13 protein-coding genes are annotated in these 13,979 nt (G+C 73.0%); 12 read left to right on the forward strand and 1 reads right to left on the reverse strand.

The features are described 5' to 3' along the window. Positions 1–119 precede the first annotated feature (119 nt). The 6 genes from MTO91_RS09650 to MTO91_RS09675 are packed head-to-tail and all read left to right on the forward strand — an operon-like array spanning position 120 to position 6,636. Positions 120–1,016, forward strand: coding sequence for a hotdog family protein (locus MTO91_RS09650; protein ID WP_476654319.1), 897 nt, complete (start codon positions 120–122; stop codon positions 1,014–1,016). Further along, positions 1,013–1,834, forward strand: a complete 822-nt coding sequence (locus MTO91_RS09655) for an alpha/beta fold hydrolase (protein WP_476654320.1) — start codon at positions 1,013–1,015, stop codon at positions 1,832–1,834. The genes MTO91_RS09650 and MTO91_RS09655 overlap by 4 nt, the downstream gene beginning before the upstream one ends. Next, positions 1,831–3,474, forward strand: coding sequence for an AMP-binding protein (locus tag MTO91_RS09660; protein WP_476654321.1), 1,644 nt, complete (start codon positions 1,831–1,833; stop codon positions 3,472–3,474). The genes MTO91_RS09655 and MTO91_RS09660 overlap by 4 nt, the downstream gene beginning before the upstream one ends. Beyond that, the gene (locus MTO91_RS09665) at positions 3,471–4,691 is read left to right on the forward strand and encodes an acetyl-CoA C-acetyltransferase (protein WP_476654322.1); all 1,221 of its coding nucleotides are present in this window, start codon (positions 3,471–3,473) and stop codon (positions 4,689–4,691) included. The genes MTO91_RS09660 and MTO91_RS09665 overlap by 4 nt, the downstream gene beginning before the upstream one ends. Beyond that, positions 4,688–5,482, forward strand: a complete 795-nt coding sequence (locus MTO91_RS09670; RefSeq protein ID WP_379673482.1) for an NAD(P)H-dependent oxidoreductase — start codon at positions 4,688–4,690, stop codon at positions 5,480–5,482. Before MTO91_RS09665 ends, MTO91_RS09670 begins: the two co-directional genes overlap by 4 nt. After that, the gene (locus tag MTO91_RS09675; protein ID WP_346104384.1) at positions 5,479–6,636 is read left to right on the forward strand and encodes an acyl-CoA dehydrogenase family protein; all 1,158 of its coding nucleotides are present in this window, start codon (positions 5,479–5,481) and stop codon (positions 6,634–6,636) included. The genes MTO91_RS09670 and MTO91_RS09675 overlap by 4 nt, the downstream gene beginning before the upstream one ends. Positions 6,637–6,811: 175 nt before the next feature. On the opposite strand, the gene MTO91_RS09680 is transcribed toward MTO91_RS09675, so the two are convergent. Further along, positions 6,812–8,104: an ROK family transcriptional regulator gene (locus MTO91_RS09680; RefSeq protein ID WP_253067187.1), complete on the reverse strand. Its 1,293-nt coding sequence runs from the start codon at positions 8,102–8,104 to the stop codon at positions 6,812–6,814. 130 nt (positions 8,105–8,234) lie between these two features. Here MTO91_RS09680 and MTO91_RS09685 point away from each other — a divergent pair, with 130 nt between their 5' ends. From MTO91_RS09685 to MTO91_RS09710, 6 genes are read left to right on the forward strand one after another with little or no spacing between them, the layout of a single operon-like run. Next, positions 8,235–9,092, forward strand: coding sequence for a sugar phosphate isomerase/epimerase family protein (locus MTO91_RS09685; protein WP_476654323.1), 858 nt, complete (start codon positions 8,235–8,237; stop codon positions 9,090–9,092). 14 nt (positions 9,093–9,106) lie between these two features. Beyond that, complete coding sequence (locus MTO91_RS09690) at positions 9,107–10,150, forward strand: Gfo/Idh/MocA family protein (RefSeq protein ID WP_476654324.1); 1,044 nt, start codon at positions 9,107–9,109, stop codon at positions 10,148–10,150. Beyond that, positions 10,147–11,067, forward strand: coding sequence for a sugar phosphate isomerase/epimerase family protein (locus MTO91_RS09695; protein ID WP_476654325.1), 921 nt, complete (start codon positions 10,147–10,149; stop codon positions 11,065–11,067). The genes MTO91_RS09690 and MTO91_RS09695 overlap by 4 nt, the downstream gene beginning before the upstream one ends. A gap of 8 nt (positions 11,068–11,075) precedes the next feature. After that, the gene (locus MTO91_RS09700; protein WP_346104376.1) at positions 11,076–11,921 is read left to right on the forward strand and encodes a sugar phosphate isomerase/epimerase family protein; all 846 of its coding nucleotides are present in this window, start codon (positions 11,076–11,078) and stop codon (positions 11,919–11,921) included. Positions 11,922–11,931: 10 nt separating this feature from the next. Then, positions 11,932–13,083, forward strand: a complete 1,152-nt coding sequence (locus MTO91_RS09705) for a glycoside hydrolase 5 family protein (RefSeq protein ID WP_476654326.1) — start codon at positions 11,932–11,934, stop codon at positions 13,081–13,083. An 11-nt stretch (positions 13,084–13,094) separates the two neighbouring features. After that, a complete protein-coding gene (locus tag MTO91_RS09710) occupies positions 13,095–13,979 on the forward strand; it encodes an alpha/beta fold hydrolase (RefSeq protein WP_346104373.1) in 885 nt (294 codons plus the stop codon).

The raw sequence follows: 13,979 nt of genomic DNA on the forward strand, positions 1-13,979 counted from the left end.
CCCTGCTCTTGACGGGCCGGGAAGCTGCTGATTGCATGGAAGACGTAAGAACGTTCGTTCATGTCGTCGCGAGCCCGTCGGGGACGATGATCGCGACGGCCCGTCGGAGAGGACGGTCGATGAGCACCAGTGCCACCACCGGGTCCCCGGTGCACGCCGGTGGGCCCGGGGCAGGGACGGCCGCGCCCCATTTCGAGGACTTCGAGGTCGGGCAGGTCTACACCGGCCCGGCGCGGAGCTTCTCCGCGGCGGTGGTCGCGGCCTTCGCCGAGGTCAGCGGGGACCGGGCCGCGCTGCACACCGAGCACGGCCGGTCCGCCGACGGCCGCCCGCTGGTCCACGGTCCGCTGGGCCTGGCCGGCTTCTTCGGCTGGCACCACGAGCGCGGCCTGTCGGCGCACGTCGAGGCGGCGTTCGACACGCACTGGGACTTCGTGGCGCCGATCCACGTCGGCGACTCGGTCACCTACGAGATGACGGTGACCCGCACCCGTCGCACGTCGGCACTGCGCAACGGTGTCGTCGGCAGGCACGTGGTGGTCCGCAACCAGCACGACGAGGTCGTGCAAGTGGGCCGGACCGCCGCGCTGGTCACGGCGCGCGAGGCGGTCGACGACCGCCGCGCCCGGCTCGGCCGGTCCTTCCCGTCCGTGGAGTGGGCGCGGGCGCTGGCCACCGCGCTCGGCGACTCGGCCGCGTTCACCCGGGCCACCGGGACCTGGGACGGCACCCTCGGCCTGCGCCTCGGCGGCGACCTGGTGGTGTTCCGCGTCTACAAGGGACGGGTGCTCGAGGCCGGGACCCGGACACCGGACGGGCCGGCGTTCGTCCTCTCCGCGCCCGACGTCGTGTGGGCCGGGCTGCTGACCGGTCCGCGGAACGACTTCACCGAGCGGACCCTGCGCGACGAGTTCGAGGTCGAGGGCAGTGCCTACGAGTACCTGCGGCTGACCGCGGCGGTCGTCGCGCTGGTCGACGAGGCGCGGGCGTTCGCCCGCACGGAGGGGACACGATGAGGGCCGACTACGTCGAGGTGGGCGGGACCCGCGCCTTCGTGCTGGAGGAGGGCGCGGGGCGGCCGGTGCTGTGCCTGCACACGGCGGGTCAGAACGGTGTGCAGTGGCGGGAGGTCCAGCCGCGGCTCGCCGAACTGGGCTACCGGGTGGTGGTCCCGGACCTGCCGGGGCACGGTCGCTCGGAGCCCGCCCCCGGCGGCCCGGTGCGGGACCTGGGCGTCTACGCGCAGTGGTGCGAGGAGCTCATGGACCGGCTCGGGATGGACCGGCCCTTCGTGGTCGGCTGTTCCATCGGAGGCGCCATCACCCTGCAGCTCGCGGTGCGTCGCGGCGAACGCCTGGCCGGCGCCGTCGCGCTGGCGGCACGCGGCGGCACCGACTCGACGATGCTGAGCGTCCGCGGGCTGGAGCGCGAGCTGGTCGACTCGGCCGCGCCCAGCCGGTCGGACCGGACCTACCTCGGGACGCTCGCCGTCGTCGGGCGGCGGGTGGCGGCCGAGCGGGCGGAGCTGATCGCGCGCATGCACCGCCGCGAGGACCCCGAGATCTCCACCAGCGACCTCATCGGCTGGGCCACCCACGACGTGCGGGCGACGCTCGACGGCGTGGCCTGCCCGACCCACCTCGTCGTCGGGGACGACGACCTGTGGCTCGACCCCGCGGACGTCCGCCGCGCCGCCGAGCTCATCCCGGACTCCCGCTTCACCCTGCTGGAGGGCATCGGGCACTACCCGATGGAGGAGGTCGAGGGCTTCGCCGACGTCCTGCACGGCTGGCTCGGTGAGCTGGGCGCCCGTGAGAGCCGGGGTGCCGCATGACCGGCCGCACGACCACCCTGGCCGACCTGCTGGCCGACACCGCCGCGGCCGCCCCGGAGAGCACCGTGGTCATCGACGGCGGGCCCGCCCCGCGCCGCGTCTCCCGGGCGGAGCTGGTCGCACGCGTCCTCACGTTGCGCGAGGACCTGCGTGCCCACGGCGTCGGCGAGGGCGACTGCGTGGGCGTGTGGCTGCCGAACTGGTCCGAGTCGCTGGTGGCGCAGTTCGCCGCGGCCGCGCTGGGCGCCCACGTCATCGGCATCAACACCCGCTACGGCGTGGCGGACGTCGCGCACGTCCTGGACCGGGCCCGGCCGCGGGTGGTGCTGATCGCCCACGACTTCCTCGGCCTGGACCTGCGGGCGAGGCTGCGCGAAGCGGTCGCCGAGGCGGACGTGCCCGCCCCCGGCATCGCCGTCGTGACCGGACCCGGCCGTCCACCCGCGGACGAGGCCGTCGCCGCGACCTACGACGTCGGCGCGGGGGCCTGGGTGCCCGGCCCGCCGTCGGACGCGGCCGACCCGCAGGCGCTGCGCGGCACCCGGGACGCCCTGGCCGTGGCGTTCACGACCTCCGGCTCGACCGGCATGCCGAAGCTCGCCGCCCACCTCGGTAGCGGCGTGGCCACCCACGCGCGGAACGTCGCCGCCGCGGGCGGCTGGGACGCGGAGTCGGTCAGCCTGGTCGTGCTGCCGCTGTCCGGGGTCTTCGGCTACGTCCCGGCGCTCGCCGCGATCGCCGCCGGCGGGGCGGCGCTGCTGGAGCCCACGTTCGACGACGACCTGGTCGTGGCCCACATGGGCGAGTTCGGGGTGACCCACCTGGCCGGCGCGGACGACGTGGCCGGGCGGCTGATGGAGAGCCACCGCGCCCACGGCGGCGACCTGTCCGCGTGGCGCCGCCTGCTCATCGGGGACTTCTACGGCAAGTCCATCCAGGTCGCGGAGTGGGCCGAGAAGGAGACCGGCACCCCGACCATGGGGATCTTCGGCTCCAGCGAGCTGTTCTCGCTGCTGTCGTTCTGGCTCGAGCACGACCCGGCGCCCGCGCGGTGGCGGGCGGGCGGGCGACCCGTGTCCCCGGACATCGAGGTGCGCGCCGTCGACCCGGTCACCGGCGGGCCGCCGCCCGAGGGCGAGCCCGGTGAGCTGCAGTTCCGCGGCTACGCCGTGGTCGACGGCTACCTCGGCGACACCGACGGTGCGATCCGCGCGCGCTCGTTCACCGCCGACGGCTGGTTCCGCTCCGGCGACCTGGGCACGGTCCACCCGGACGGCGCGTTCGACTACGCGGGCCGGATGGGCGACTCGTTCCGGCTGCGCGGCTTCCTCGTGGAGCCCGCCGAGATCGAGATCCGCCTGGCCGAGCACCCGGACGTGGCCCGGAGCAAGGTCGTCGGCGTCACGGTGGACGGGGACACCAGGGCCGTCGCGTTCGTCGAGGCCGTGCCCGGCACCACCCCGGACCCGGCCGCCTTGCGGGCCTGGTGTGCCCAGGCGCTCGCGACGTTCAAGGTGCCCGACTCCGTGCACCTCGTCGAGCAGATGCCGACCACCGTCGGCACCAACGGTTCCAAGATCAAGGCCGCCGCGCTGCGCGAGCTCGCGGCGCGGCTGTACAGCACGGAGGTCCCGACGTGAGCCCGTCCGACGTGGTCGTCTGCGACCCGGTGCGCACGCCGGTCGGCGTCGACGGCGGGGTGTTCGCCACCCTGACCGCCGCGGACCTGGCCACCCAAGCCCTGCAGGGGCTGATCGCCCGGACCGGGCTGGGGGAGGGCGACGTCGACGACGTCGTGCTCGGCTACTGCTACCCGACGAGCGAGGCGCCCGCCATCGGCCGGGTCGCCGCGCTGAACGCGGGGCTCGGCGTCGGCGTGGCCGGCATGCAGCTCGACCGCCGCTGCGGCTCCGGGCTGCAGGCCGTCCTGCAGGCGGCGCTCACCGTCGGGCAGGGCTGGGCGGACCTGGTCGTCGCCGGTGGCGTCGAGGCGATGAGCCAGGCCGAGTACTACGCGCTGGGCCTGCAGAAGGGCGTCCGCGGCGACGAGCTGCGGATGGTCAACCGGATCGCCCGCGGCCGCACCACGGCGGGCGGGGTGAACTTCCCGGTCCCCGGCGGCATGCTCGAGACCGCCGAGAACCTGCGCGCCCAGTACGCGATCAGCCGCACCGAGCAGGACGAGTTCGCGCTCGCCTCGCAGGAGAAGGCCGTCGGCGCGGTGAAGGAGGGCCGGTTCGCCGAGGAGATCGTGCCGGTCACGGTGCCCGGGACCCGCCGCACGCCGGAGACCGTGGTGACCCTCGACGAGCACCCGCGCGCCGGTCTCACCCTGGACGACCTGGCGCGGCTGCGGCCGGTCCGCCGCCACGAGGACCCGGACGCCACGGTGACCGCGGGCAACGCCTGCGGGCAGAGCGACGGCGCGTCGGTCTGCGTCGTGACCAGCGCGGCGCGGGCCGCCGAGCTCGGCCTCACGCCGTTCCTCCGCATCGTGACCTCCGCGTCGGCCGGGGTGCCGCCGCGGACGATGGGGATCGGGCCGGTCCCCGCGGTGGCCACGGCGCTCCGGCGCGCCGAGCTGGGGTGGGCGGACATCGACCTGATCGAGGTCAACGAGGCGTTCGCGGCCCAGGTCATCGCCTGCCTGCGGGAATGGGGCCTCCCCTCGGACGAGCCGCGGCTCAACGTGAACGGCTCGGGGATCTCCCTCGGTCACCCGGCCGGGGCGACCGGCTGCCGGATCCTCACCACCCTGGCGTACGAGATGCGCCGCCGCGGGAGCCGCTACGGCCTGGAGACGATGTGCATGGGCGGCGGCCAGGGCCTCGCCGCGATCGTCGAGCTCGTCGCGTGAGGGTCCTCTGGGTCCTCGCCCATCCCGAGCCCCGCTCGCTGAACGGGGCGCTGAAGGACGCGGGCGTCGCCGCGCTCGAGCAGGCCGGGCACGAGGTCGTCGTCTCCGACCTGCACGCCATGGCCTGGAACCCGGTGGTCACGGCGGCGGACTACGGCCACGACCCGGACGAGCGGTTCCGGGTCGGGCCGGTGTCGGCCCAGGCCTACGCCGCCGGTGCGTTGAGCGCGGACGTGCGCGCCGAGCAGGCCAAGGTCGCGGCCGCCGACACGCTCGTCGTCCAGTTCCCGCTCTGGTGGTACGGCATGCCCGCGATCCTCAAGGGCTGGTTCGACCGCGTGTTCCTCAAGGGCTTCGCCTACGGCGTCACCGATCCCGACCACCCCGGCCGCACCCTGCGCTACGGCGAGGGCCCGCTCGCCGGCAAGCGGGCACTGGTGGTGACCACGGTCGGCGGGCGCGGCCCGGACCTCGGACCCCGCGGCGTCCACGGGCACCTCGACGAGCTGCTCTTCCCCCTGCAGCACGGCACCCTGTTCTACGTCGGCTACGAGGTCCTGCCGCCCGTCGTCGTCACGGGCGCGAACCGGGTGTCCGACGACGAGTTCGCCACGGCCGCGACGGAGCTGTGCGCGCGGGTGCTCGCCGTCCCGCACACGACCCCGCTGCCGTTCCGCAGGCAGAACGGCGGGGACTACGACGACGACCTCGTCCTGCGCGACCACCTCGCCCCCGGCCGGGCCGGGCTCGGCATCCACCTGCGCGATCGACCCACGGAGACGGAGAGATGACCGAACCGTTCCTCACCGAGGACCGCCTGGCGATCCAGGCGATGGCCCGCGACTTCGCGATGAAGGAGGTCCTGCCCGTCGCCAACGAGCTCGACCCCGAGCACGGCGAGATCCCGATGGCCCTGCGGGAGAAGATGGCCGGGCTGGGCTTCTTCGGCATCCTCATCCCGGAGGAGTACGGCGGGCTCGGCCTGGGCCTGTCCGAGTACGCGATCATCGTCGAGGAGCTGGCCCGCGCCTGGATGAGCGTGGCCAGCCTGATCGCCCGCGGGCAGCAGTTCACCGCCGGGTTCGACGCCGACCAGCGCGCCCGCTACCTGCCCGCGATGGCGCGCGGCGAGTTCCTCAGCGCGTTCGCGCTGTCCGAGGCCGAGGCGGGGTCCGACGTCGCGAACCTGAGCTGCCGCGCCGTCCCGGACGGCGAGGGCTGGCGGATCACCGGCCAGAAGATGTGGTGCACCTTCGCCGACGGCTCGGACTATCTGCAGGTCTTCGCGCGGACCGAGCCCGTCGACCCCGCACACCGCTCGCGCGGGGTGACCTGCTTCTTGATGCCGAAGCAGCGGGGCACCCTGCCCGAGGGCGTCACCGGCACCCCGGTCCGCAAGATCGGCTACCACGGCTGGAGGACTTGGGAGCTCGCCTTCGACGGCGCCTGGGCGAGTGAGATCGTCGGCGAACCGGGCAAGGGCTTCCGGATCGCCATGGGCGACCTGGACACCGCCCGCATCCACACCGCGGCCCGGGCGATCGGGCTGGCCCGCGGGGCGCTGGAGGACTCGATCGCCTACGTCGGCGAGCGGGTCCAGTTCGGCCGCCCGATCGGCGTCAACCAGGGGCTGCGGTTCAGGATCGCCGACATGGCGGCGCAGGTCGAGGCCGCGCGGGCCCTGATGTACCAGGTGTGCACCGCGGTCGACGCCGGGCGGCCCAGTCCGACACAGGCCTCGATGGTCAAGCTCGTGGCCTCCGAGATGGCCGAGCGGGTGACCAGCGAGGGCCTGCAGATCCACGGCGGCGCCGGCTACACCACGGACTTCCCGGCCGAACGCTACTGGCGGGACGCCCGGCTCACCAAGATCTTCGAGGGGACGTCGGAGATCCAGCTGCGGATCATCTCCGACGCTCTGCTGGGGAGGACCGACCGTGCCTGAGACGCACCGCTCCTGAGACACACAGCCCGTCGTCCCTCCGCCGCGGCAACCGGATCGGTGGGGCACGCCCACCGCTGCACGACGCCCGGTTCGCCATCCGACTGCGCGGTGGGCCAGGGCGCGAGCCGCGGGCCCCGACGGTTCGGCGCCGGCTGGGCCGTGGACCGCTGTCCCGTCAGGCGTCTGCGCGCGAGCTCGGATGCAGCCCAGGCATCCCGGCGGGGCTGCCGTGCGGGATCCACCGGGCCAGCAGGTCCCGGCCGAACAGCTCGTCGACGACCATGCAGCCCGCCCCGGTCGGGCCCGCTCGTTCGCCCAGCGACGCCCGCGCGATCTGCAGGTCGCGGGTGGCCAGCGGCAGAGACCGGCGGTAGACCGACTGGCGAACCCCGGCCAACAGCAGATCGCCGGAGGTCCCGACCCGGCCGCCGAGCAGGATCGTCGACGGGTTGAAGAAGTTGACGATGGCCGCCACGGTGTCGCCGACCAGGCGACCGGCACGCGACAACAGCTCGACCGCGACCCGATCGCCGAACTCGGCGGCGCGCACGACGTCGTCGGACGTGATCTCGCCCGCCTTAGCCAGCCGCTCGGTCAGGTGCTCCCCCCGGTTGTCCAGGGCGGCCGCCGTCGCATCCCGTGCCAGTGCGGCGCCGCCCGCGAACGCCTCCAGGCAGCCGACGTTGCCGCAACGGCACACCACCTGCTCCGCGCCGGGGACCGATCCGGTCAACCCGACGTGTCCGATGTCGCCCGCCGAGCCCTGCGCACCGCGGTGCAGCCGTCCGCCGGAGATCAGTCCCGCCCCGATCCCGGTACCGATCTTGACCAGGACCAGGTCCGGGGATCCGACCCCCCGGCCCGCCCGGTACTCGCCCAGCGCCATCAGGTTGACCTCGTTGTCCACGAACGCGGGCGCGTCGTAGCGGGTGGCCAGCCGGTCGCGGACCGGGTAGCCGTCCCAGCCCGGCATGATCGGTGGCGCCACCGGACGGCCGGAGGCGAACTCGACGGGGCCCGGCACCCCCAGACCGACGCCCCAGACGGCGGGAGCGCCCCGGTCGGCGAGCAGCTCGTCGAACAGGCTCTCCACCCGGCTCAGGCTGGCCTCCGGCCCGGTGGCGATGTCCCAGGCGCGACTCCGGTGGTCGACCAGACGTCCGCTCAGGTCGGCCACACCGGCGTCGAATCCGGTCACCCCGAGCGAGGCCACCAGCAGCACCCCCGCATCGGCACGGAAGCGCAGCTCGCGCGGCGCTCGGCCGCCGGTGGACGTGCCGAGGTCGCCTTCGGTCACCAGACCCGCTGCCTCCAGCTGCCCGAGCCGCTGCGAGACGACCGTGCGTCCCAGCCCGGAGCGACGGGCCAGCTCCGGACGTGTGCGCGCGCCGCCGGAACGAACCAGGTCGAGCACGGTGACCAGCGTGTCCAGCTGGTCCGGCGCGACCCCTTGCACGGACGGTCCCACTCGGCGACCTCCTCGTTCCGCCTCGGCCAGGCTTCCGAGGATAGTCCATTGACTTTTGTGTAGATCAAACTTTACTGTCATCGCATCGATCGCAAGTGCGGCGCCGTGGCCGCACCGAAGGAGGTGGGTCGTGCGTCTCGGCTATCACTCGATCACCTGGGGCGGCGTCACCGGCGCCGCGGCCGGGGTGACCAGCGTCAAGGACCTCGTCTACCGGGTCCCCGGAGACATGGACCGGGCGCTGCGCGACATCTCCGCCGCCGGCTACCGGGGCGTCGAGATGTTCGACGGGAACGTGCGCGAGTTCGCCGAGGTCCGCGACGACCACCCCGGCTCGCTGCACCGGCTGCTCGACGAGACCGGGCTGTCGCTGGTCGGGGTCTACACGGGCGGGAACTTCGTCTACCCCGAGATCCTGCCCGACGAGCTGCACCGGGTGCGCCGGGCCGCTGAGGACGCCGCCCGGTTCGGCGCGGCACAGCTGGTGGTCGGTGGCGGTGCGCCGCGAGCGCAGGGGATCGCCGACGGCGACCACGACCGGCTCGCCCGGGCCCTCGACACGGTCGCCGGGATCGCGGCGGAACACGGCCTGTCCGCCTGCTACCACCCGCACCTGGGCACGATCGGCCAGTCCCCGGAACAGATCGAGGCCGTGTTCTCCCGGTCCACGATCGGCTTCTGCCCGGACACCGCCCACCTGGCCGCCGGTGGTGGCGACCCGGCCGCGCTCATCCGCCGCCACGCGGACCGGATCCGGCACGTGCACCTCAAGGACCTCGGGTCCGAGGGTGCGACGTTCCTGCCGCTCGGCCGCGGCGCGCTCGACCTGGACGGCGTGCTCGCCGCCGTCGCCGAGGTCGGCTACGACGACTGGCTGGTCGTCGAGCTGGACTCCTACGACGGCGACCCGGCCGAGGCGGCCCGGATCAGCCGCGCCTGGCTCGACGACGCGCTGGACCGGGCCGGACTGACCGTGACGACGAGTTGAGACAGGAGCAAGCGATGGCGGACAGGCTCCGCGCCGGGATCATCGGCGCCGGGTTCATCGGCGGCGTGCACGCACACGCCGTCCGGGCGGCCGGGGGCGAGGTGACCCGTGTCGCGGCCTCGCGCCCCGACCGGTCGGAGGAGGCCGCCGTCCGCCTCGGTGCCCGCACCGCGGCCGTGAGCGGCGAGGCACTGGTCGACGCCGACGACGTCGACGTGGTGCACGTGTGCACCCCGAACTCCACCCACGTCGCCCTGGCCCGCCGGGCGCTGGCCGCGGGCAAGACGGTGGTCTGCGAGAAGCCGCTCGCGACGACGCTGGACGACGCGCGGGCGCTGGTCGCCGCGGCCCGAGGCCGGGTCGCGACGGTGCCCTTCGTCTACCGCTTCCACCCCGCGGCCCGGGAGATCCGGGCCCGGGTCCACGCGGGCGGGGCCGGGCCGCTGCACCTGCTGCACGGTGCCTACCTCCAGGACTGGCAGGCGGCCGGAGCGCCGGCCGGATGGCGCGGCGACGCCGCCGAGGGCGGCGCGCACCGTGCGTTCGCCGACGTCGGTGTGCACTGGTGCGACCTGGTCGAGTTCACCAGCGGGCACCGGATCACCCGCCTGCTCGCCGCGACCGCGGGCGGGGGCACGGCCAGCACCGTCCAGTTCGAGACCGACAGCGGCGCCACCGGCTCGGTCGTGGTCAGCCAGACCGCGCTCGGCCGGCGCAACGCGCTGCGCATCTCCCTCGACGGCGAGCGGGCGGCCTACCGCTTCGACCAGGAGTCGCCCGAACAGCTGTGGATCGGTGACCGCGACGGCGACCGGGTGCTGCACCGCGGCGCGCCCGCGTACTCGCCGGCCGCGGCACGGTACTCACTGCTCCCGCCCGGCCACCCGCAGGGCTACCAGGACTGCTTCAACGCGTTCGTGGCCGACACCTACTCCGCGGTCCACGGCGATGCACCGGACGGGTTGCCCACGTTCGCCGACGGCCTGCGTGCTGCCGCACTGACCGACGCGGTGATCCGCTCGTCGGAGTCCTCGACCTGGGTGGAGGTGCCCTCGTGAAACTCGGAATGCTCACCGCCTGTCTGCCCGATCGGCCGCTGGACGAGATCGCCCGATGGGCCGCGGGAGCGGGCTACGAGGCCCTCGAGGTGGCGGCCTGGCCGGCGATCGGCGACCGGCCGTTCACCGCCAGCCACCTCGACGTCGCCGCGTTCGGCGAGCGCGAGGCCGACACCACGCGCGCGCTGTTCGACGAGCACGGTCTGACACTGAGCTCGCTGGCGTTCTACGACAACAACCTGCACCCCGACCCGGCCGAACGCGCCGCCGTGCACGCCCACCTCGCGGCCTGCATCGACGCCGCCGCGCTGCTCGGCTGCCCGACCGTCGGGACGTTCGTCGGGCGCCATCCCGGCCGGACGGTGGCGGAGAACCTGCGCGACGCCGAGGAGATCTTCCCACCGCTGGTGGAGCGGGCCGGCGAACACGGCGTCAAGCTGATCGTCGAGAACTGCGTGATGGAGGGCTGGCACCCGGACGGCTACCCGGGCAACCTCGCCTACTCGCCCGAGCTGTGGGAGTGGATGTTCTCGCTCGGGCTCTACCTCAACTACGACCCGAGCCACCTGGTGTGGATGGGCATCGACCCGGTCGAGGCCCTGCGTCCCTACGTCGACCGCGTCCCGCACGCCCAGGCCAAGGACATCCAGCTCTTCCCGGAGCGGCGCCACCGCTACGGCTGGCCGGGCAAGGCCGTCGTGCGCGAGGACCCGTTCGACGTCGGCTGGTGGCGTTACCGCGTGCCCGGACTCGGTGACGTGGACTGGCGCCGGGTCGTCGACACCCTCTACGAGGGCGGCTTCGACGGCGTGCTCTCGGTCGTGCGCGAGGACCCGGTCTGGGGCGGCACCGAGGACCGGATCCACACCGGTCTGGAGGTCGCCCACCGCACCCTGCGGCCGCTGATCGTGGCGTGAGGAGAGAAGTGCGCTACACCGCAGAGATCCTGCCGTACCACGACTATCCGCTCGAGGTGGCGATCCGCGAACTCGCCGGGCTCGGGTTCACCGAGGTCAACCTGTGGTCCTCGGCCGCGCCGCTGGCCCACCACGTGACCCCGGGCGACGACCCGTCGGCGATCCGCGCGGTGCTCGACCGCTACGGCGTGCGCCCCTGCGGCCTGACGATGTACGGGAAGACACAGGACGAGATGCTCGAGCGCATCGAGTTCGCCCGCGACCTCGGCATCGACACCGTGATCTTCGACTGCGAGGCCAACTACCCCGACTTCGTCGCGACGTTCCTCCCCACCCTGGTGGAGGCCGCCGCCCGTAACGGCGTCCGGATCGCCGTGGAGAACCACCTCACCGTGCCGTTCAACGCCGACTTCGAGTCCGGTCACGGTGAGGAGCAGCGCTGGGATGAAGGCGTCGACACACTCGCGCAGATCAAGCGGTTGGTACGCGACATCGACCACCCGAACCTCGGGATCTGCCTCGCCCCGCCACACCTGTGGGTCATGCAGGACGGCATCAGCGAGGCCATCACCTGGCTCGCCGAGCGCCGGAAGCTCTTCTACTACTACATCTGGGACATCGACCGGGCCTACCGCCACGGCGTCGACGGTCTGAACTTCGGGTCGGGGGAGCAGCAGCTGCCCCGCGTCGGCGGCACTCTCGACCACGCCGTCCCGCTCGGCACGCTCGCCCGCGTCGGCTACTCCGGCCCCGCCAGCCTCAAGTGCCACGGCACCGGCGGCTGGCCCCTGCACCACATCACCGACGAACTGGCCAAGGCCGACGCGTACGTGCGTTCGTGCCTGCCGCGCTGAGGGGAAGACCTTGTCCGAGATCGACAGCTACGGCGGCTCGACCCGCTGGAGGTTCGATGCCACCGGGGCGTTCCGGCTCGACCGCGACAGCGGCCGGTGGTGGCTCGTGGACCCGTTGGGCAACGGCTTCCTGTCCGTCGGCCTGAACCACATCGACGACTCCGACCTCAAGTACCCGCACAACCTGGAGGTCTGGCAGAAGCGCTACGGCGGCTCGCGGGAGCGCTGGATCTCCGAGGGCGTCGTCGCCGACCTACGCAACTGGGGGTTCAACTCGATCGGCTGGACCCAGCAGTACATCGGCGGCGGCTGGCGCGAGAAGTTCGACTGGTCGCAGATCGTCGTCGTCGAGCACGGCGCGCAGTGGACCGTGGCCGACCTCGAGGCCGCCGGAATGCCCTACATCATCCAGATGCGACTGGCGGAGAACGAGAACTGGAACGGGCGCCCGTACTACCCCGACGTCTTCGACGCCGACTTCGACGACCACTGCGCCTACCTCGCGCGCAGCATCTGCGTGGACGCCGCGGCGAGCAAGAACCTCATCGGCTACTCGTTCGTCGACGCCCCGCTGTGGTTCCGCCACCCCGCGGGCGCGGACTGGCCGGGGCTCGAGGGGCTCGAGGGGGACAAGCGCGAGGCGAAGCTGTTCGAGATCGCCACGAAGTACTACGAGACGATCCACCGCCACATCCGCACCTACGACCCGCACCACCTGATCCTGGGCGACCGCTACAACGGCGACAACGAGCTCCCCGACGTGGTGCTCGAGGCCGCGAAGCCCTACATCGACGTGCTGTCGGTGCAGTACTACCCGGGCAACGACCAGGCCTCGCGCGACCACGTGATCACCCACGCCCGCGGGCTCCACGAGCGGGTCGGCAAGCCGATCCTCATCCCCGACATCGGCAACTGGACCGCTACCGAGCTCAACCCCCAGCGCACGATGGACGGCGTCCCGGACCAGGCCACTCGCGCCCGCCACTACATCGAAACGTTCACCGACCTGGTGCGCGAGCCGTGGCTCCTGGGCTGGCACTGGTGCGGCTACGTCGAGAACCTCTCGCGCGGGTGGGGCATGAAGGACCCGTGGGACGAGCCGTACGGCGAGTACGTCGACCCGATCGCGGACTTCAACCGCACCGTCTACGACCTGCTCTGAGAGGAAAATCCATGCGCATCGTCGACCATCGCGGCGACCTCGTCCCACACGGGCGGGCCACCGTCAACGGGGTACGGCTGCACTACCTGACCGCCGGCGAGGGCGAGCCGGTGCTGTTGCTGCACGGCGTGCCCAAGACGTCCTACCACTGGCGGCACGTGATCCCGCTGCTCACGTCGCGGTACCGCGTGATCGTCCCGGACATGCGCGGGCTCGGCGACTCCGAGCACGCAGGAGACGGCTACGACATGCGCAACGTGGCCGAGGACTTCGCGCAGCTGATGACCGAGCTGGGTCACGAGCGGTTCCGCGTGGTCGGTGAGGACTGGGGCGCCGCGGCCGCCTACCAGCTCGCCGCCCGGCACCCCGACCGCGTCCAGCAACTGGTCTACCAGGAGATGATCCTTCCCGGGTTCGGGCTGGAGGACTACTCGTTCCTGACCCCGGACAACGTCCGCAGCTACGTCTGGCTCTGGCACATCAACTTCTACTCGGTGCCCGAGTTCCCGGAGATGCTGATCAGTGGGCACGAGCGGGAGTACTTCTCCTACTTCATGAAGCACGAGACGCACGACCCGTCGGCGATCACCCCGGACGCGCTCGACGAGTACGTGCGCTGCTACTCCTCGCCCGGCGGCGTGAAGTGCATGTGCGAGATCTACCGGGCCACGCTCACCGACGGCGACCAGAACAGGGAGTCCGCGAAGACCCGGCTCCCGATGCCGGTGCTGGCCGTGGGCAGCGAGCACTTCATCGGCGCCGACAACGAGCGGCAGATGCGCGAGGTCGCCGACGACGTGCGGGCGGTGACCCTGCCGTGGGGCCACCAGCTCGCCGAGGAGGCACCCGACGAGCTGGCCGGGCACTACCTCCGCTTCTTCGCCGGGGAGCTGTAG

It is taken from the genome of Pseudonocardia sp. 2-7 (genome assembly GCF_056341085.1).